16 protein-coding genes are annotated in these 20,641 nt (G+C 58.1%); 11 read left to right on the forward strand and 5 right to left on the reverse strand.

The window, feature by feature from the left end:
• The first annotated feature begins 176 nt into the window (after positions 1-176).
• Positions 177-1,058: an IS30 family transposase gene (locus tag ARB25_RS06370; RefSeq protein WP_253276065.1), complete on the forward strand. Its 882-nt coding sequence runs from the start codon at positions 177-179 to the stop codon at positions 1,056-1,058.
• A gap of 786 nt (positions 1,059-1,844) precedes the next feature.
• On the opposite strand, the gene ARB25_RS06375 is transcribed toward ARB25_RS06370, so the two are convergent.
• The 3 genes from ARB25_RS06375 to ARB25_RS10420 are packed head-to-tail and all read right to left on the reverse strand — an operon-like array spanning position 1,845 to position 3,832.
• Entirely contained in the window at positions 1,845-2,816 is a 972-nt protein-coding gene (locus tag ARB25_RS06375; protein WP_055286718.1) for a TlpA family protein disulfide reductase, read from the reverse strand.
• A 31-nt stretch (positions 2,817-2,847) separates the two neighbouring features.
• Entirely contained in the window at positions 2,848-3,750 is a 903-nt protein-coding gene (locus tag ARB25_RS06380) for a 4Fe-4S binding protein (RefSeq protein WP_055286720.1), read from the reverse strand.
• The gene (locus ARB25_RS10420; RefSeq protein ID WP_022094046.1) at positions 3,743-3,832 is read right to left on the reverse strand and encodes a CD1871A family CXXC motif-containing protein; all 90 of its coding nucleotides are present in this window, start codon (positions 3,830-3,832) and stop codon (positions 3,743-3,745) included. Before ARB25_RS10420 ends, ARB25_RS06380 begins: the two co-directional genes overlap by 8 nt.
• 129 nt (positions 3,833-3,961) lie before the next feature.
• Between ARB25_RS10420 and ARB25_RS06390 the strand changes: the two genes are divergently transcribed.
• From ARB25_RS06390 to ARB25_RS06410, 6 genes are all read left to right on the forward strand, one after another.
• Complete coding sequence (locus ARB25_RS06390; protein WP_082421910.1) at positions 3,962-4,654, forward strand: response regulator transcription factor; 693 nt, start codon at positions 3,962-3,964, stop codon at positions 4,652-4,654.
• A gap of 32 nt (positions 4,655-4,686) precedes the next feature.
• Positions 4,687-5,802, forward strand: a complete 1,116-nt coding sequence (locus tag ARB25_RS06395) for a HAMP domain-containing sensor histidine kinase (protein ID WP_253276066.1) — start codon at positions 4,687-4,689, stop codon at positions 5,800-5,802.
• Between the two features lie 68 nt (positions 5,803-5,870).
• The gene (locus ARB25_RS10240; RefSeq protein WP_055286727.1) at positions 5,871-6,875 is read left to right on the forward strand and encodes a helix-turn-helix domain-containing protein; all 1,005 of its coding nucleotides are present in this window, start codon (positions 5,871-5,873) and stop codon (positions 6,873-6,875) included.
• 158 nt (positions 6,876-7,033) lie between these two features.
• Positions 7,034-11,419: an Ig-like domain-containing protein gene (locus ARB25_RS06405; protein ID WP_055286729.1), complete on the forward strand. Its 4,386-nt coding sequence runs from the start codon at positions 7,034-7,036 to the stop codon at positions 11,417-11,419.
• 206 nt (positions 11,420-11,625) lie between these two features.
• On the forward strand, positions 11,626-11,754 hold the full coding sequence (locus tag ARB25_RS10385; protein ID WP_172676334.1) for a zinc-ribbon domain-containing protein: 129 nt from the start codon (positions 11,626-11,628) through the stop codon (positions 11,752-11,754).
• 25 nt (positions 11,755-11,779) lie between these two features.
• A complete protein-coding gene (locus ARB25_RS06410) occupies positions 11,780-12,802 on the forward strand; it encodes a DUF6273 domain-containing protein (RefSeq protein ID WP_055286731.1) in 1,023 nt (340 codons plus the stop codon).
• A 156-nt stretch (positions 12,803-12,958) separates the two neighbouring features.
• Here the strand turns inward: ARB25_RS06410 and ARB25_RS06415 are convergent, their stop codons facing one another.
• On the reverse strand, positions 12,959-13,543 hold the full coding sequence (locus ARB25_RS06415; protein ID WP_055286734.1) for a hypothetical protein: 585 nt from the start codon (positions 13,541-13,543) through the stop codon (positions 12,959-12,961).
• Between the two features lie 9 nt (positions 13,544-13,552).
• Positions 13,553-13,783 carry a helix-turn-helix transcriptional regulator gene (locus ARB25_RS06420; protein WP_055286736.1) on the reverse strand — a complete coding sequence of 77 codons (231 nt, stop codon included), beginning with the start codon at positions 13,781-13,783 and terminating at the stop codon, positions 13,553-13,555.
• A gap of 256 nt (positions 13,784-14,039) precedes the next feature.
• Between ARB25_RS06420 and ARB25_RS06425 the strand changes: the two genes are divergently transcribed.
• From ARB25_RS06425 to ARB25_RS06440, 4 genes are all read left to right on the forward strand, one after another.
• The gene (locus tag ARB25_RS06425) at positions 14,040-15,422 is read left to right on the forward strand and encodes an ATP-binding protein (RefSeq protein WP_055286738.1); all 1,383 of its coding nucleotides are present in this window, start codon (positions 14,040-14,042) and stop codon (positions 15,420-15,422) included.
• A 159-nt stretch (positions 15,423-15,581) separates the two neighbouring features.
• Entirely contained in the window at positions 15,582-17,579 is a 1,998-nt protein-coding gene (locus ARB25_RS06430) for a DNA gyrase/topoisomerase IV subunit B (protein WP_055286740.1), read from the forward strand.
• Positions 17,580-17,624: 45 nt separating this feature from the next.
• Entirely contained in the window at positions 17,625-19,865 is a 2,241-nt protein-coding gene (locus ARB25_RS06435) for a DNA gyrase subunit A (RefSeq protein ID WP_055286741.1), read from the forward strand.
• 229 nt (positions 19,866-20,094) lie between these two features.
• On the forward strand, positions 20,095-20,571 hold the full coding sequence (locus tag ARB25_RS06440) for an ATP-binding protein (protein WP_216595120.1): 477 nt from the start codon (positions 20,095-20,097) through the stop codon (positions 20,569-20,571).
• Positions 20,572-20,641: the final 70 nt, after the last annotated feature.

Genomic DNA, 20,641 nt, shown 5'->3' on the forward strand with positions numbered 1-20,641 from the left:
TCTAGGAAAGGACGAAGACCGCTATGGGAATCTTATCAGACCCGACGCCGGACCACCCGCTGATGACGGGCGAGCGGGGCGGGATGGAGGAGGTGCCCCCGGAGGACTGGGAGATACCGTTCTAGGCAGCGGGCGGGCCGGCCGCGACGGCGCCGGCCCGCCCGGAGGCGGTCAGCATGAGGGTGTCGAAATTCGACAGACGTATTTGTCGATTTTTACTTGACGGAACACACGGCGGGCCCGTGGACCTGTCGCCGTCGACCATCTACCGCTGGGTCTCGGCGGGCTACGACGGCATGACCAACATGGAGCTCAGGCGCAAGGTCGGCTACAGGCCGAGGAAGCGCGCCGCGGGCCGGGCGGCCACGCGCCACTCCGCCCGCAGGTCGCATGCCGCGTTCCTCGCCCTCGGGGAGGACGCGTGCGCCGCGGCCTGGGAGATGGACACCGTCGAGGGGGCCCGGGAGGACTCCGCCTGCCTGCTCACGCTGCTGCACCGCCCCAGCAGGCTCCAGCTCGCGCTGCCGCTGGAGGAGAAGACCGCCGGGTGCGTCGCGGGCGCCCTGGAGGGCGTCCGGGCCATCCTCGGCTCCGACGGGACGCGCCGCGTGTTCCGCGCCGTCCTCACCGACAACGGCGCCGAGTTCTCCGACGAGGCGGCGGTCGCGGCGCTGCTCGGCGAGGGGCCGGGCGAGACGAGGCTGTTCTACTGCGACCCCAGGCGCAGCGACCAGAAGGGCGCCTGCGAGCGCAACCACGTCGAGATCAGGAAGCTGCTGCCCAAGGGCGCCGGAATCAGGTTCGACCGGCTCGCCCCGGCCGACCTGGCGCTGGCCATGTCGCACGTGAACTCCGAGCCCCGCGGCGCGCTCGGCTTCGCGACGCCCGCGCGCGCCTTCAGGGCGATGCTCGGGGAGGACGCGGCGGCGCTGCTGGACGCCTACGGCGTGGGGGACGTGCCGCTCGGCGACCTCGACCTGACGCCGGGGCTCATCGAGAGGGCGCGCGCAGAGAGGGGCGATGCCCCGCTGGCCAAGCCTAGGAGAAAAACGGAATAGACGGACCGACCGTCCGGCTGAGTCTGGGAAGAGGTGCCGGGCGGCGGGCGGGGCATGGCCACCGGACCCATCGAAACACATCTCCACCATTCCTTCAACTGGGAAAATGGCGCCCCCGGGGCCCGAGAGGGGCCGTGGGGACGTTCGGTTAACTGCGGGAGCGTGCCATCAGCTCAATGTGTTCGGTTGAGATCGGAAATCAACCGTCCATAGCACCGCTCACATAAATGTACTAGCTTCCCATAGCAATACAAAAAGAGAGACAAAGCGATGCGGCGCGCCCTACCACGCGAAACGACTAGACAGGCACAGGCGTGCAACGCGGCGCAAAAGGCGCCAGCGCAAAGCGCATGGCAGCCAAGACCGGCAAAGCTCAGCCCGCGTTGAAGACCCCGCTAAATGGCCCTAACGAGAAGATTCCTTCTTGTGTGTCTTACGGAAAGGGCACTCTTCCTCCCCGGCTGCAAGGCTATCGAGCAACCCGCTGGACGGCCACTACAGCCCTCAATGAGTGGCGGAAACTCGCGCATTTTCGGGGCATTTTCCTCCCCTAAACGTATGCAGAACCGCCACTCGTTCGAAAACGATAGAAAAGCCGCCAGTCCGTCGCGCTCACTCGCCTAGCACCCATCTCGAAAACAAAGACGAACCCGACAGAAATGAACTGCCTCCCATTTCTCATGTCCAAGAAATGGGAGGCAGTTCACTATATGGTGGAGCTTATCTTGAAAGGTAGGGACTACTTCGCACAGCGGCGCACGATCCTCGCCATGCTTTACGCGTTTTTTACTGCTCGCTATTCGCAATCGCCTGGTCAATAAGCTTGTCGAGTGCCGCGCGCTGCTCGGCGGAGCTGATGGCTCCCACGATTGGATCCCCTACGATGTTGCCGTTCTGGTCGATAACGTAGGTTGTCGGGAACGAGAACAGATTTGACGTAAACTTGCCAGCCTCGCTGTCCGACTTGAACCAGACGTTCTTATACGTCACGCCCTTCTTCTTCAGCACGTCCTTGGCATCCGCAATCTCATCCTTGTTGCCATCGAGCGTAAAGGAATTGACGCTCACGACCTGGCCGCCCTTCTCGGCGAGCTCCTTATTCAAATTTTCAAGATCGCCCAGCTCGCCCACGCACGGCTTGCAAGTGGTGAACCAGAAGTTCATGACGGTGACCTTGTTCTTAGAGAACAGCTCATCGCTGCTCACGTCGTTGCCATCCAGGTCCTTGCCCGTAAAGCTGGGGAACTTCGTCGCCTTAGTCGAAGCATTAGCATCAGTCGTCATACCCGCGGCCGAAGCGTCGACGCACTCGCCTGCGCTCGGCGTGCTTCCACAGCCGGGGAACTCCTTCTCCAAGCTCTCGAGCTTGTCCTCAATCTCTTTGATTTGCTGCGCGCCGGCCTTGAGCGTCTTAAGCTCATCCGCCGTAAACTCGTCCTTGGCGCCGTCGATGGTCTTGAGCAGGAAATCGCCGTAATTGCTGCCGTCCTCAATCATTGCCGAGTCTTTATTTGCCGCATTGAATACCTTTTCCCACGGCGCGTTATCACTCGAAAGGATATCGTTCTCCTTCTGCATGAGCTTCGTATACAGCTCGGCAGCCTCGTCGGCGTTGGCTGGCTCTTGCGCGGTGAGCTCCGCGATTTTAGGATCGGAGCCCTTAGATTTGCTCGCATTGCTACCGGGTGCCGAACATGCCACAAGACACAAGGCCAATACCGGCACCATAAACAGGGCTGCAATCTTAGAAAGCTTCATGGTCATTCCTCCGTTTTCGTCGAAGCTTGTTTTACTTTTCATCAGCGGTCAGAGGGAGCTTTTCTGCCGGCACATCCAGGCCATAGCGATAGCTGATGGCATCGACGGGACAGGCCCCAATGCACTTTCCGCACCGGATGCATTCGGCATGATTGGGCGCGCGGACCACATCGACGTCCATCTGACAAACCTTTGAGCACTTGCCGCACGAGACACATTTGCATGCATCGACCCGGATTCCCAGTAAGGACACCTTATTCATGAGCGCGTAGAATGCGCCGAGCGGGCAAATCCATTTGCAGAAGGGGCGATAGAATAAAACGCTCAGCACCACCACGGCAATGAGGACGAAAAGCTTCCAGGTGAAGAGCTGCCCCAGCGCAGATCGAATTCCAGCATTGGCAGCCGCCAGCGGAATGGCGCCCTCGAGCACGCCCTGCGGACAGATGTACTTACAAAAGAACGGGTCGCCCATGCCCACGTCGTTAATCACCAAGACGGGCAGCAGCACCACAGCAAACAGCAGCACGACGTACTTGATGTACGTGAGCGGCTTGAGCTTTTTCGTGGAGAACTTTTTGCCGGGAATCTTGTGAAGCAGCTCCTGCAGCCAGCCAAACGGGCACAAAAACCCGCATACAAAGCGACCCAGCAGCACGCCGAGCAAAATGAGCGTACCGGTGACGTAGTAAGAAAAGTTGAACTTGGATGAACCTACTACCGACTGGAACGACCCGATGGGGCACGCACCCGATGCCGCGGGGCACGAATAGCAATTAAGTCCGGGTACGCAGACTGTTTTTCCCGCGCCCTGATAGATGCCGCCTTTGGCAAAGTTTGGCAGGTGAATGTTGGTGATGAGCGTCGCCGCCGCCTGAATGAATCCGCGAAATCGGGCCAAAACATGCGACGCAGTGTTTTCTCTTTTATCCAATTCCGATACACTCCAAGCACAGCCTAATCGCTTTGGCCAGCACGGCATCCGCCTCGCCACGCATAACGCCAAAGCACACCATGGCAATTCCGACGATCAACAAAGCGACCTGTACCACGGGTTTTACCGCTTTGAACAACCTGACCACTCCTTTCGTTACGCGACCATTGGACCATATCGACCATAAAATCCGTGTTAAGCGCGATTTGGAATGTGCAAGGAGACTGTTATGCGTATTTTGATCGTCGAGGACGAGTGGGCGCTGTGCGACGCAATCGCACGCAGCTTACGAAACCTGGCATACAGCGTCGACTGCTGCCACGATGGACAGGAGGCGCTCGACCTGCTGGGCGTCGAAGTCTTTGACCTCGTGGTACTCGACCTCAATCTCCCCCGCATCGACGGCATGACCATACTCAGGGAACTTAGGAAAACCGACTGCGAGACCAAGGTACTCGTGCTCTCGGCACGCGGCGAGGTCGCCGACAAGGTGGCGGGACTCGATGCCGGCGCCAACGATTACCTCACCAAGCCGTTTCATCTGGACGAGCTGGCAGCACGCATCCGCAGCCTCACGCTCAGGCGCTTTACGCAAAGCGATGTGATGCTCACCTGTGGAAAGCTCCGCTTTGACACCAAGGCGCGCGTCGCCTCCACCGGCAGTGAGACTCTGTCGCTCACGCGCAAGGAAACGGGAATCCTGGAATACCTGATGCTCAACCAGGGACGCCCAGTGAGCCAGGAAGAGCTTATCGAGCATGTATGGGACAGTAGCGTCAACAGCTTTAGCAACGCAACCCGCGTTCATATCTCGTCACTCCGCAAAAAGCTACGCAGCGCTTTGGGATACGATCCGATTCGCAATCGGATTGGAGAGGGCTACGTTATGGAGGATAGCGAATGAAAAGGCTTTCGCTGCAATGGCGCATAACGATTATGGCGGCACTGCTCACGTGTGTAGCGTGCGTGCTAACGAACTGCCTGGTCGGCTATACGGGCATGCACTACATGGATGCCATCGGCAGTGACATCTCGGCCCTTAACGCAACCGGCGAAGATTCGCCCCAGGCGTTCGACCCAACGAAAGCGACCCTCGATGACGAGGTCATGATCGTCGTAAGCGACGCGCAAGAGTCTTTTGGCACGACAGCCTGGTGCATCACGGCTGGAGTCACACTCCTTGGCGGCGTGCTGGCATACTTTGTGAGCGGCCGTGCACTCAAACCGCTACGGGCTTTTGCGGCCCAGGTTGAGCGTGTGCAGCCTGACAACCTAAGCGAAATCAGACTCAGCGAAGATGTGCCCACCGAACTACAACGATGCAGCGCCTCTTTCAACGACATGATCGCCCGTCTTGGCGAAGGGTTCTCTGCACAGCGTCAGTTTACCGGCAACACCGCACACGAACTACGAACCCCACTCGCCCTTATGCAAGCGCAAATTGAACTATTCGTCTCCGAGCACTCCAATTTGCGACCCAAAACAGCCGAGCTGCTCGGCCTGCTACAAGAACAAACTGAGCGCATGTCTCGAATGACCAAGGTATTGCTCGAGATGAGTGAGCTCCGCAGCGTTCCCTGCGAGGACGATGTTGAACTCGGCCCCTTGTCCGAAGAGGTCCTCACCGACCTTGCGCCACTTGCCGAGAATAAGGACGTAGCCCTCGATTGCGCCGGAGACGCTTTGGCAATCGGAAGTGATACGCTCCTCTATCGGCTGGTGTTTAATCTGGTCGAAAACGCCATCCGTTATAGTCGCCCCGGCTCGACTGTCAACGTCTCTATCTGCGATACCGATAGCCACGTGTTCCTGCGGGTCAAGGACCAGGGCCCTGGTATACCCAAGAAGTATCGAGAGAGCATCTTCCAGCCGTTTTTTCGTCTCGACAAATCCCGCAGCAGAGCATACGGCGGCGCAGGACTCGGGCTAGCACTTGTCTGGGAGATTGCAGCGCTTCACGGTGGCGCTGTAGAGGTCGAAGCAAGTTCCGAGAACGGGACCACCATGCTCGTAAGCCTTCCAAAACGATCCGTAGCGTTAACCGAACAGTAAAACGAAAGGGGTCCCGAGCAACAGGAGTACAATTGCTGCTATTGTTGCCAGCTGTTGGGAGATGGAAGATGGACTGCGATGGCTACCCATGCGTTCCCATGCCGTTGATGTGCACTGCCTTTGTGCCGGGGCAGATTGACGCTGCGGTTGCAGGCATTTCCGACCCCGATTCATGCACCATCGCCACGGCAGAAGCGCTGTACTTTCGCGGACAGGCCGCCCTCGCTGCCAAGACGGCGCGTCCCTATCTTGACGCCACCGATTCCGCACTGCGCTATTCCGCATGCTTTATCTGCGGATACGCCAGTCTGTCGCTCAACCGTATCGCCGACGCCCGCCGTTGTCTTGCGGGCATCCTCGATACGCCAACTGACGAGGAATCACCCGCCGTCCACGCCACGCATATCCTGTTCGCCTCGGCCGCAAGCGTCCTGTTGCACTTGTCTTCCCCGTATTCTGCCGAAGAGTTTTATCCGCTTGCGGCGCATCTGCCCGAAGGCTTGCGCCTGTTCGCCAGCTACGTGATGGCGCATGCCCTATACCTGCGCGGCGAATATGGCCGCAGTCTGGGCATGGCGGAAAACGCCCTGATCATGAAACAGGGAAGCTATCCCATCTCGGAGCTGTTCCTGCACCTGGCAGCTTCCATGGCCTGCATGAGCCTCAAGGACGTCGATGCCGCAAAGGCACACTTCGGGGCCGCTTGGGACATTGCGCGTCCTGACGGCCTTATCGAGCTCATTGGCGAGCACCACGGCCTTTTGCAGGGGCTCATCGAGGCGTGCCTAAAATCGCAATACCCCGACGATTTCGCACACATCATCGAGATTACGTATCGATTCAGCTACGGCTGGCGGCGCATCCACAACCCCGATTCGGGCGAGGACGTGGCCGACGATTTAACGACCACGGAGTTCACCATGGCCATGCTCGCCTGCCGCGGTTGGACCAACGCCGAAATCGCACGCCACATGGGAGTATCGCCGGGCACCGTTAAAAACCGCCTATCAGGAGTGTATGCCAAGCTTGGTATCGGAACTCGCGCCGAGCTGATTGCCCACATGTTGCGCTAGCGGCCAAACTGCCCGGCGTATCGAAAGCGCTCCGGGGGGCCTGACGCTTTCGCGCACTCAAATTGGACATTTTGGCCATCGAACGGCACTACCGCCACGGGGCACCTTCTCGCAAAATTGGATTATTTCCACCGATACCTGCGGGATGGGAGCCCAAAATGCTTGATCGCCGTTCGTTACTTGTTGCCGGAGCGTCCTCACTGGCGAGCATTATGTTGCCGCGCGTGCCGGGAAGCGCAAACGCCTTCATATTGCCGTTCGCGCCCACCGAAGCCTATGCCGACGAAGAAGACCCCTTCAAGGTGCTCGTTCTCTCGCGCACCATGTTTGGTGTGGTCGTGGTCGACGTCGCCAACAAGAATACGCCCATCAAGGGAGCCCAGGTCACGCTTGCGTCGCGTTATGCCGCGGGCAAGCAGCTCTCCGCCACGACCGACGACGAGGGCACGGCCATCTTTGAGATCGCCTCTCTTTCGGAAGGCTACGTGGACGAGGCAACACTTCTCGACGCGTACGACTTTAACGGCGGCATTTCCATTAGCATGGCGGGTTACCGTGATGTCGAGATTCCCCTTGCGCGTATCCAGGGCGGTACCGCCATAACCGCGCCCACGCGTCCGCTTTCCGACGGCGAGCCGTACTTCCGCCAGCTCACATTCGACGAATGGGACATCCAGTACGCCGATGCCACGTTTATGGCAATGCCGAAGGACGACATGGCAAACGAGCAGGCCGATACGCATGCCTTTACCGTGCAGGCGCATCTGCCACAGGGTGGACAGGCAACGCTGCACATCAACAAGGTAATGCCCTCCACGAGCAGCTCACCCGAAACCGTCACGCAGATTGGCCAAGTCAAGGCCAGTGCATCGGGTTCGGATAATCTGGCAACGTTCACGCTTGAAGACACGTTCCTCGATGCAGCTTCGGGCCTTCTGGAGGAAGGATGCAAGCTGCGCTTTGTCCTCGACTATCAGGGCAAAACCTATACACTCTCCTCCCCCATGGCCGTTGTCACCGCGCCGGCCGCAAAGGCGGAATCGGGCTCGACCACTATCGTCCCCACTACCATGGACCAAGAGATTACTCCGTTTGATTTCCCGGCGGCGTTTCCCGGCATCGGCGGCAATAAGTTCACGTGCTGGATGCCCTCGTTCCCCATTTTGTTCGATTTCTCGTTTGCCGGATACGTGCTGTTTGGCGGAGGATACAAACCGGTCGGCTACATGAATGATTCGGGCAATCCGGATCCGGAATACTGGAAGAAATCGCCGCGTGAGTCGGGCGCCAAGCAGGCAAACCGCTACCTCGACGAGATGGAGGGGAAGTGGAATCAGTACAAGAGGATGAGTGCCGGTTCGGGCACCGATCCAAGAAACACCAAGCTCCTTCGCCACCATTGCACGCCGCTGTTCACGATGGATATCGCCACACAGCTGTACGGCTCGCTCGCCTACGATTGGGTGGGCAAAACCTGGGGTAACAACAACGACCCCGCATACGGCAATATTAAGGCCCTCTTCCAGGTAAGAACCGACCTCAATTGGACCGAGCAGTTTACCCTAGGACCGGTGCCATTTTTCCTAAACGTCAACCCCTGGGTGCTGGCAAAACTGGCGCTCGCCGTGGGTGCCCACACGCACGGCAGCGGCGCGGCGTTTTTTAAAAACATTTCGCTCGACTATTCAAACACGTCGGGCTCGTTCACCATCCAGATCGGGCTTGCCGTCACCTTTGGCGCCGGCGTTGCAGGCGTCGCTTCGTCTGCCGTGCGCGGCGCCGCATCCCTCACGCTGTTCATTGGGTACGAGAAGGCGGCCGGGCACCAGCTTCCGCGGCTGCGCGTGGGTGCAGACGTCGATGTCGATGTGATACTCCAGTTCGTAATGTTCAAGTGGACCACCAAGGCTTGGTCGGGGTCGTGGCCCACACTCCTCGATTCGTGGAATATGTCGGTGAACAATGGCAACCAGTATGTGCTCCAGCGCTCTGAGCTCGCATTGGGTGGAGATACGCCTTACACGTTGGATGCCCGCTTCGGCACGGCCGGCAACGCCGAGGCGGGCGGCGTGCCGCAATTCATCGCATCGGCCACCATCGTCACCAACGCTGAGCTGCTCGCACGCGCCGAGGTTAAGGCCACTGCCGTAAACGTCGCGCCTATCGTGCGCGATTGGGACCGGTCGGTCACGCGCATTGAGCTCGAGGCGGATGCAGAAAGCGACGACACGGGACAGATCGAGCATTTCGTCCACGCACTGATAGAGAACGACGAAAACGCCGCGCCGATGTATGAGTACACCTATATCGGGCAGGCGGCGAACGCCGTTGCGGACCCCAACGCCAATTCTGCTGGTGTATCGGAGGACGAGCGTGGCGGCATCAAGCCCTCGAGCGACAACGTGCTGTTTTCCGGCGTGCTCAGCGAAGCCCACATGAGGCTAACGATGATTGCCGGCATGGAGTGTCTATTCCGTATCGCCTCGGTGCGCTACGGCGAGAATGGCCGCTCGCGCCTGGTGGTACATACAAAGACGAACGGCACGTGGTCCGCTCCCACGCCCGTAGACTTTCCCCTTGGGTTTGGCGAGGGCGACGTGGAGCGCGACGGCATATACGATTACGACTTCGACGTGGTGGAATATACGGACGGAAGAGGAAACCAGGACGCCTACGTGTTGCTGGTCTCGGGCGAGCGCCGCGACGGCGACAACACCCTTTTCGATGCGGCGAGCACATCCGGCATACTGTCCGTTGTGCGCCTGCGCATAAGCAACGGCGGAGTTCGCGTGGTGTCGCATACGTCATGGCGCAGCATTTCGCGCGGCCGCCTGCAAGAGGATGTCTACCATTGCCTGCAGTGCCCGCGCATCACGGTGGGCAAGACGCTGGTCGACGGGCGTCTGTCGGGTGCCTACCTCCACCGCCGCGGAACCACCGCAGAAAAGGCACTCGGCAGCGAGGCCGAGGCTGCGCTGGAGTGCTTTACCCTGTGGTCGGATGATTTGGGCGACAGTCTCACGTTCCGTCAGGTCCTCCGCTTTCCGCAGGCACCGTCGAGCATCGAGCTCGGCGCACCTGAGAATATCAACGGCAAAATGGTGGTGCCCGTTGCATACGAGACTGCAGGCGGTTGCGGCTGTGCATCGTACGCCGTGATCGGCCAGTCCATTGCGGGCTGGGGCGTTATGTCGCCAGATGCCACAGTACCCCGTGCGGTGCCGTGGCCACAACATTCGGGCTTTTTGGCAACCGTCAACGAGCAACTGCAGCATATTATTTGGGCACGAGGCGCATCGGCATTTGCAACGCAGCCCGTGGGCGCCGCAGGCTGTGGCCCGGCATCGTTTAGCGTAAGCAACAACGGCAGGTGCGTGCTCTATGTAGAGAACACCGATGGCAAGGTGGGACAAACCTACGACGAAGAAGGTAACCCGGTAGCAATGATGGGCAAGCACTTCCGCATCTTCGCCAGCGCCTTGGCAGGCGATCTGTTCACGGAGCCGTTTGTGATGTGCGAGCTGGACCATCCCGTCGATCAGATAACGACATTTTTGACGTCGGGAGGCATGCTCTCCGCGCTCGCCACGCACATTGTGAGCGCGGAGAAGAGCGAGGCAGAGTTGCACGGCATCGAAGTGCCCTTGGTGGCGTGTGCCACTCCGACGGGCGCGGTCGCTACCTCGGGCGCGGTGGTGCCCGGAGCAGCAGGCGAATCCTTCATGGTCACGGTGCGAAACGACGGCAACACCTTGCTGACCGCCGGCACGATCGATCTGTACCGAGAGGGCTCCATCCAGCCGTTCTCCAGCGCATCCATCGGATTCGGAGTGAACGCACGCATGGCTTCGATCTACGATCCAGAGCTTGCCGAGGACGCTTCGGCCAACGACATGGCGCACGTGAAGTACGCGCTCGAGACGCTGGGCGCACGTTTTGCAACGCACCCGCTGGTAGCCGACAACGGCAACGCCGTGCTGGCACCGGGTTGCACGGCACAGTTCCGCATGAGCTTCGCCATTCCCGAGAGTTGGAGCGACGAAGTGGGCAAACGCGTAACGCTGTATGCGAAGGCGCGTAATCTGGTGGCGCTCGATCCTGTAACGCTCGAGGAAATTCGACCGGGCGCAAACTCGGCGCTGGGTGCCGTGCTGCACGAACTTCATGTGCCCGACGCAGCATGCGAGCGCTCGGAAGTTCAGGTCGGCGTATGCGGCAGCGCGGATACGATAGGACTTCACGACGCCCCGATGACAGCAGACGGCGATGGTGGCTCGAGTGGCGGCGGTACTGACAAGGGCGGCGGCTCCGGCGGAAGCAGCTCCGGTGGCGGCAGTGGCTCTGGCAGCGGCAAGGATCACGGCAATAACAAGCGCTCCGGAAAAGCGGGCGCGCTTGCGGGCACGGGCGATGCCAACGCTCCCCTCACGGCAGCCGCTGCAGCACTCGCCGCGGCAGGCGCCGGCCTCGTCGCCTACAGTGCCCGCCGCACGGCGCTCGAGCGTAGCGGCAGCGATGAAGCCGCGTCGGATACGCCCCACTAACCCCCGGATAACGCAGCCCGGCCCCATTGTCTGGACGCTATCTAGATTGGAAAACTCGCGGCCGACACTTGGATTTCGCGATGCGCCAATACTGAAAGCAAGCATCAGCCGAGAAGTGCGCCAACTCAGAAATGTTGCGCAACAACATTGGTTCTCCGGGCGATAAGATTGGCCCGTCAGGAAAAACCAGACGAAGGGAGAACAAGATGTTCTGTCCCAACTGCGGGGTCAAAAACCCCGACGAGGCAAAGTTCTGCTTCGGTTGCGGAAAGCCGCTCCCCGCTCAGGGGGGCAACGCCAGAACCCGTAGCAGCCTCTGGCACACCGGGCTCTAAGCTCGCTGGCAAGCCCAAAAACAAGGTGCCCAAGCCAGTCGTCATCGGCGGCATCGTTGCGGCGGTCATGGTCATAGCCATCGCCGTGGTCGTTCTGTTGCCCAAGGGGCCACAGGTCAAAAGCTGCCTCAATGACTATTCATGGGAAGAAATCGCCCAGATTTCCAAGCTTATCTCCAAGAAGGGTGACCAGAATGGCGCCATAGAGATCGCCAAGAAGTACCACCTCTGCACAGCGGATGGAAAGCTCGACGGAACCCAGACCAAGGACGTCACGCTCTCCGACGGAACACAGACCAAGGTTATGATCATGGGGTTCAACCATGACGACAAGTCCGACGGCTCCGGCAAGGCCGGCATCACGTTCATCTTCGCCGATGACATCGCCAAGAAAAACATGTTCGAGAAGGCCGACCTCGATAACCTATTCCAGAAGATTCAGGACGACGGCTCTGCCAGCATAAGTTGGGAGAATGCCTCCTTGCGCTCTTGGCTCAGCGACTCTTTCTCGAACGAGCTCCCTTCGGACCTGCGCGAGCAGATTGTCTCCGTGGACAAGGCTGACGCAGTGATGCCTTGGGTGTCATATACGATCGATTCCTACTACGGCGGTGGCATCGGCGCAGAGCTCAATGACGATCCCGACCTAATGACGACCACAACGACCTCAGACAAGCTGTGGGTTCCAAGCTTTGTCGAGGTCGCCCCCCTCAGCGATTACTTGATGGATGGCTGGACATACCTGTTACAAGAAGGCTCTCAATACCAGCTGTTCGACGACACCGGGGTAACAGCGGACACTCCAAATAGCATCCTTGGAACATATGACTCGCAAGACGGGGGCGGTTGGTGGCTCCGGTCTTGGTCAACTTATGGCGATCGCTTCGGAGGAAAAGAGGCTGACGACATGCTAAATCCCTGCTTTAGGTGTACCGACTCCAATGGGGATGGTGAGGCAGCGGCCTGCGAGTCGAAGTCCCAACCCTACTCTTACAGTATCCATGACGGCGAGCCATTTGTCGGTGTTAGGCCTGCCTTCTGCATCTAGACAAACTCGCATCAGAACAAAACTGCGAGCGCCCCTCGGCACCGATTGCCGAGGGGCGCTTACTTTCTCGTCTATTCCAGTCCGTCGAACTCAATCGAGGACGGCCTAGGGTTGAACATCAGGTCGTCCCGCTTGGCCGCGTTGTCCCGCACATTATTAGATATCGTCAGTGGAGTCGAGTTCTGTCTCGAGCTTGGCACAGCGTCTTTTCGCCGTGAAAAACGTTGCGCACAGGGCAGCAAACGTGGCCGCGAAAATCGTCGCACCGCAGAACACGCCCGTGGCCAGGTTCGCCAACCAAAAGACGCTTTCGAGCGGTACGATCTGCGCCTCAGCGATACAGCGCATTGCGGCAATAACAAGCGCGAACGCGGCGCCGCTAAGGCCGCTGATAAGCAGGAAATATCCAACAGGAAGATGCTCGGTTTGCCCAAAACGATTGGTATCGACATAGCCCTTCCGCGTTTGCAGTCCTGCGCAAATCAACATCACGAGAACGAGCCACAAATACATGGCTGCCTCGAACGGCGTTGCAAAGCCATGCGGCATTTCACTGGCGTCGCTGTGAACCCACGCAACCTGTCGAGCTATAATCTGGTAGAAAAAGATCATCAACATGCCAAACGAAAGCAGCACGAAACCAATCTTGTAGATCTTCGCGCTCTCAGCCTCCAGGCGCTCATCCTTTGGGCCGGCATATTCACGCCACTTTTGCACGAGTTTTAAATCTTCAAATTTCATAGCGAACTCCTAAAGAGCGTCAGGGTCGACGTCGCTCTCGTCTTCCCAAAACAAGTCGTTCAACGTAACGCGTAGCGCTTTACAGATTGCCACGCACAAATTGAGCGTGGGGTTGTAGCCACCCGCCTCGATCAGGCCGATGGTCTGGCGCGTAACGCCCACGGCCTCGGCCAAGTCAGCTTGCGAAAGGCCAACCGCCGCGCGCGCCGCCTTCATGCGTAGGTTCTTTTTGCCCGGCATGGAGTTCCTTTCGTGGTAATGGACAGATATCCGTTGCAACATGGCAGAAATATATTGCATCTATCAGAAGATGTCAACTATGTCTGTCATTATAAAAACCATGTCTGTCATCGCCATGCAGACATACCAATTTCAATTCGCTATTCAAACTTACTCGGTCAGAACCGACTCGGTTTTGTCCGAGTAAACTCGAGCATAAACTGATTCATGCGATACAATTAACTCGGACAAAACCGAGTCGGAAGGAACCGAGTAAGTGGAATTCATTGGCAGGGAGCGTGAACTCACCCGTATTAAGAAAACGCTCAAAGTAACTGAGCAGCGCAATGTTCTCATTTACGGCAGGCGTCGCGTCGGAAAAAGTGAGCTCATCAAGCAGGCGCTAACCGATTTGCCGGACGTCGCAACGGTCTATTACGAGTGTCGCCAAACCTCCGAGGCAGACAACCTCGAGAGTCTGTCCGTCCTTGTTGCTGAAGCGCTGAACTTTCCTCCGCTCGCCTTCACAGGCATCCGCGAGCTCATCGAATTTCTGTTTGCCCAAGCCAAAGACAAGAACATTACCCTCGTTCTCGACGAATACCCCTACTTGAGAGATGCGGTTAAAGGCTTGGACAGCATTCTTCAGACCTCAATCGACGCCCACAGGGAAGACTCACGTTTAAACATTGTCCTGTGCGGCTCCTACGTTGAGATTATGAAATCCCTCATCGAGCATGAAAGCCCCCTCTACGGGCGAATTGATCTCGCGCTTGAGCTTAAGCCCATGGATTACTTTGACGCTGCGAAGTTCTATCCCGCGTTCTCGCCCGAGGACAAGGTGCGGCTCTATAGCGTTTTTGGCGGCATCCCCTTTTACAATCGCCTCATCGATCAATCCCAAAGCGTACGCGACAACATCATCGAGCTCGTCACGGAACCTGGCGCCCGCTTAGAAAGCGAGGTGCCATCCTATCTCAACGCCGAGATCTCGAAGATGACCAACGCCAACGAAGTTTTCGGGGCTCTCGCACAAGGTTACTCCCGTTGGGGGGACGTGCTGGCACAGTCGCACGTCTCGAGCGGTCCGGCCATGGCAGACGTGCTCGACAAGCTCATGTCACTCGAAATCGTCCAAAAGCGTGCACCCATCAACGACCCTACGAACAAGCGCAAGTCTGGCTACTTTGTAGTTGATCCGCTTTCGCTCTTTTACTATCGCTATGTTTTCCGCAATGCCTCAGCGCGTCAGCTGCTCGACCCGGAAGTCTTCTATGATCGTCACGTCTTCCAAGACTTCGAGGAAAACTACGTTCCTCATATGTTCGAGGAGATCTGCCGTCAATACCTCGTACGGCAGAACAGGACCGGCAAGATCGAACCGGCTTTCGACGCCATAGGCAAGTACTGGTACGACGATCCCGCAAACAAAACGAGCGGCGAATTCGACGTGGTAACGCAAGACCCCGAGGGCTACGCATTCTACGAAGCAAAGTTCCGCAAATCCCCCATCACGCAAAAAATGGTCGACGAGGAAATCGCCCAAGTCGAGGCAACGGGGCTCAAGTGCCATCGCTATGGATTCTTCTCCCGTTCGGGCTTCGAAGCTGGCGAAAGCGATCGAACCGTCTTCATCGACCTGCCGCAGATGTTTGGATAGGACAGGACAGGTCCCCCCCCCGCATTCCAAGCATTCATTATCTAATCGAACGATTGTTCGATGGATTTCGTGTTGGTTGGAATCGTCTGTGGGCTGGGCTATGCTACCTTGACTATCTATATGACTTAAACGCAGCAAGGGAGCACCGAGAGAGCGAGTATGGCAAAAAACACCGCAAACTATGGTAACGACAGTATCCGCCAGCTCAAGGACGAGGAGCGCGTACGCCTGCGCCCCGCCGTCATCTTTGGCTCGGATGGACTCGACGGCTGCGCGCATGCCGCCTTCGAGATCCTGTCCAACGCCGTTGACGAGGCGCGCCAGGGCTACGGCAAGCTCATCACCCTTACCGCCTTTCGCGATGGCTCTATCCAGGTAGAGGACAATGGCCGCGGCTGCCCGCTCGACTGGAACCCTTCCGAGAAGCGCTTTAACTGGGAGCTCGTCTTTTGCGAACTCTACGCCGGCGGCAAGTATAACAACAACCAGGGCGGCGACTACGACTTCTCGCTCGGTACCAACGGCTTGGGCTCGTGCGCGACCCAGTACGCCTCCGAGTACATGGACGTCACGGTTTGGCGCGATGGCAACAAGTACTCTCTGCACTTTAAAAAGGGCAAGGTCGTCGGCGCCAAAAAGAAGGCACTCGAGATTGAGCCCAGCGACGAGGAACGCACCGGCACCACCATCAAGTGGCGTCCCGATCTTGAGGTCTTTACCTCCATCAGCATCCCCCACGAGTGGTATCGCGAGACCATGCGCCGCCAGGCCGTGGTCAACGCCAACGTGACCTTCCGCCTGCGTATTGAGGGTGACGATGGTGAGTTTACCGAAGAGGATTTTTGCTATCCCAAGGGCATCGAGGACTACGTGCTCGAGAAGGTCGGTACCGACTACCTTACCGAGCCCTTCTTTATCGAGGCCGACCGTCGCGGTCGCGACCGCGAGGACCTGCCCGATTACAACGTTAAGATCACCGCATGCATGTGCTTCTCGCGCACCTTCATGATGCAGGAGTACTACCACAACTCATCGTGGCTCGAGAACGGCGGTTCGCCCGAGAAAGCGGCTCGTAGCGCTTTGACCAGCGCCATCGATGCCTACATCAAGCAACAGGGCAAGTACAACAAAAACGAGAGCGGCATTAAGTGGCAAGACGTCCAGGACTGCCTGGTGCTGGTGACCAACTGCTTCTCCACCCAAACGTCCTACGAAAACCAGACCAAGAAGGCCATCAATAACCGCTTTATCCAGCAGGCCATGACGGCATTCTTTAAGGAACGCCTCTCGACCTACTTGATCGAGAACAAGGACGCCGCCAACAAGATCATGGAGCAGGTGCTCATCAACAAGCGCTCGCGCGAGAATGCCGAGAAGACGCGCCAGAGCATCAAGACCAACCTGCAGCAGAAGACCGATATGGCCAACCGCGTGCAGAAGTTCATTGACTGCCGCTCCAAGGACAAGAGCCGTCGCGAGATCTACATCGTAGAGGGCGACTCGGCAGCAGGCGCCATTCGCACCTCGCGCGATGCCGAGTTCCAGGGCGTTATGCCCGTCCGTGGCAAAATCCTCAACTGCCTAAAGGAGGACTATCCACGCATCTTTAAGTCCGACATCATCATGGACCTCATGCGCGTGCTGGGCTGCGGCGTGGAGATCAAGGACAAGCGCATCAAAAACCTTGGTGCCTTTGACCTGGACAACCTCAACTGGAACAAGGTCATCATCTGTACGGACGCCGACGTCGACGGTTATCACATCCGTACGCTCGTGCTCACCATGCTCTACCGCCTGGTGCCCACGCTTATCGACGAGGGTTACGTGTATATCGCCGAATCGCCGCTCTACGAGATCAACTGCAAAGAGAAGACCTACTTTGCCTACACCGAGCTCGAGAAGAACGGCATCCTCAAGGAGATTGGCGACCAAAAGTGCTCCATCAACCGCTCCAAGGGTCTTGGTGAGAACGACCCGGACATGATGTGGCTCACCACCATGAACCCCGAGACGCGTCGCCTGATCAAGGTGGAGCCCGAGGACGTCACCAAGATGGAGACCATGTTCAATCTGTTGCTGGGCAACGACGAGGCAGGCCGCAAGCGCCATATCTCCGAGCACGGCAAGGAATACCTGGACCAGCTGGACCTGCAGTAACAGCAAATCGATAACGACGGCCCATAAGAAGTTCAAGAGGATATCGTGGCAAAGAAGAAGACGAAGAACCAGCCAAAGAAAAAGCAGGTCAACGCCGAGAACGTCATCGGCCTGCACTCCGAGGTCACCGACCAGCCGATCACGCAGACGCTCGAGGTCAACTACATGCCCTACGCCATGAGCGTCAACGTCTCGCGTGCGTTCCCCGAGATCGACGGCTTTAAGCCCTCGCACCGCAAGCTGCTCTACACCATGTACAAGATGGGTCTGCTCAAGGGCGAGCGCCAGAAGAGCGCCAACATCGTGGGCCAGACCATGAAGCTCAATCCGCACGGCGATGCCGCGATCTACGAGACGATGGTGCGCCTGGCAACCGGCAACGAGGCGTTGCTCGCACCGTTCGTTGAGTCGAAGGGCAACTTTGGCAAGTACTATTCGGGCGACCTGAGCTACGCCGCCTCGCGTTATACCGAAGCCAAGCTCTCCCCCATCAGCGCCGAGATCTTCAAGGACATCGACAAGGACCCGGTCGACTTCGTCGACAGCTACGACGGTGCCATGAAGGAGCCGCGCCTGCTGCCCACCACGTTCCCCAACATCCTTGTCTCGGCCAACAAGGGCATCGGCGTCGCCATGGCGTCCGACATCTGCGGCTTCAACCTCAACGAGGTCTGCACCGCCACGATGCACTACCTGCAGGATCCCGATTGCGACCTGCTCGAGTACATGCCCATGCCCGACTTCTCGACCGGCGGCGAGATCATCTACCGCCGCGAGGAGATGGAAAAGATTATTGAGACCGGCCTGGGCAGCTTCCAGATTCGCTCCCGCTGGCGTTGGATTCCCGAAGAGCGCATCATCGAGGTCTACGAGATCCCCTACACCACCAAGACCGATGTCATCATCGAGCGCATCGTCAAGCTCTCCAAAGAGGGCAAGGTCAAGGAGATCGCTGACATCCGCGACGAAACCGACCTCTCGGGCTTGCGCATCGCCATCGACCTTAAGCGCGGCGTCGACCCCGACAAGCTCATGGCCAAGCTCTATCGCTCGACCACGCTGCAGGATTCGTTCTCGTGCAACTTCAACGTGTTGGTCGATGGTTACCCTCGCGTTATGGGCGTGCGTCAGATCCTGCACGAGTGGGTCAAGTGGCGTATTGAGTCCACGCGTCGCCGCATTAACTTTGACCTGGGAAAAAAGTCCGAGCGCCTGCACCTGTTGCACGGCCTCGAGGCGATCCTGCTCGACATCGACAAGGCGATCGCCATCATCCGTGGCACCAAGCTCGAGGCCGAGGTCGTGCCCAACCTTATGCGCGGCTTCGACATCGACGAGACCCAGGCCGAGTTTGTTGCCGAGCTCAAGCTCCGCAACATCAACGAGGAGTACATCCTCAACCGCACCAAGGACATCGCTAAGCTTGAGGGCGAGATTGCCGAGCTTGAGGAGATCCTCTCCAGCGAGGAGAACATCAAGAAGGTCATCAGCGACGAGCTGGCCGCGGTCAACAAGAAGTATGTGATGCCGCGCCGCACGGGCAGGATCGAGCCCCATGAGGTTATCGAAGTAAGCTTGGAGCCCGAGGTCGAGGAGTACCCGGTCACCATCATGCTCTCGCGCGATGGCTACCTTAAGAAGATGACGGACCGCGTACTCAAAAAGGCGACCACGCTCAAGTACAAGGACGGCGACAAACCCTTTATCGAGTTCCCGTCCTCCAACACGCACGAGCTGCTCGTGTTTACCAACAAGAGCCAGGTGTACAAGTGCAAGGTTGCGGCATTTGAGGACACCAAGTCGGCCCAGCTGGGCTCGTACCTGCCGACCGATCTTGAGATGGAACCCGACGAGAGTGTCATCTGGGTCATCGACCCCGAGGACTACAAGGCCGACGTGTTGTTCGTCTTTGAGAACGGCCGCGCGGTGCGCGTCGCGCTTTCTGGATACGTCACCAAGACCAACCGCAAACGCCTCAAGAACGCCATCTACGGCGGCAGCAAGCTGCTGTATGCCCAGGTGCTCAAGGAAGATCGCGACATCGCACTGGTCTCGAGCGACTATCGTTTGATGAACTTCAACACGTCGTTGCTCAAGACCAAGACGACTACCAACACGCAGGGCGTCCAGGCCTTTACGGCCAAGAAGGGCCGCTCGGTCACCACCGTCGGCACGACCGAGGAGATTCTTGGCGCCGGCGTCTCGGCCGAGAAGTTCACCGCGCAGAGCCTCCCCTCAGCCGGTGCCCTCATGAAGGAAAACGACATGCCGAGCCTGTTTGACTAGGTACCACGGCAACGAGACCGTTAGATACTTCGCAAAGCGACGAGGCCCGGAGCGCAACGGCATTGCGCCCGGGACTCGTCGTTTTTCTTCTCAACTATTTCTTAACGCAGATTAATTGATTTCTGCTTATTTTTCTGCGTTAAAAAATGTCAGCGTCACTGCTTCGATGCCCTTTGGTCGGTCGTTAGCAAAACTTGCAAAAATTAGCAAAACTTACAAAGGAGACACCATGGAGTACAGCAAGAACCCCTTTACCCCGACGTTCGGAAGTATCCCTCCCTTTCTAGCGGGTCGCGAGCATATTCTGCGTGACATCAACCGTGGTTTTATCAACGGCCCAGGAGATCCAAACCTGTCGACTATTTTTACGGGCGCAAGGGGAACGGGCAAGACGGCGCTTCTCTCGCTCCTTTCAGAAACGGCGCTTGAACACGGTTGGATCGCAGCAAATGTCTCCGCCATGCCAGGCATGCTCGAAGATATTATCGAGCGAACCAAAGAAGCCGCAGATAGCTACCTCTCACAGCCTCATGCGCGCATAAACGGCGTTCAAATTGGTCCAGTGGGCATCGATTGGACATATGCTCAAGAGGTCCAGGGCAACTGGCGCACACGCATGAATGGCATCTTTAAGCAACTCGAAAAACATGACATCGGACTTCTCATTACCATCGATGAAGTGGTAATGTCGAGAAAGTTGGTGTAGCGCCCGATCCGAAGTGAGTCGGCCCGGCGTCCTGGAATCTGGAATACGGTTGATATCCTATGCCGCCTCG

The organism is Collinsella aerofaciens (assembly GCF_001405375.1).
In the GTDB taxonomy this organism is placed as follows: Bacteria; Actinomycetota; Coriobacteriia; order Coriobacteriales; family Coriobacteriaceae; genus Collinsella; species Collinsella aerofaciens_F.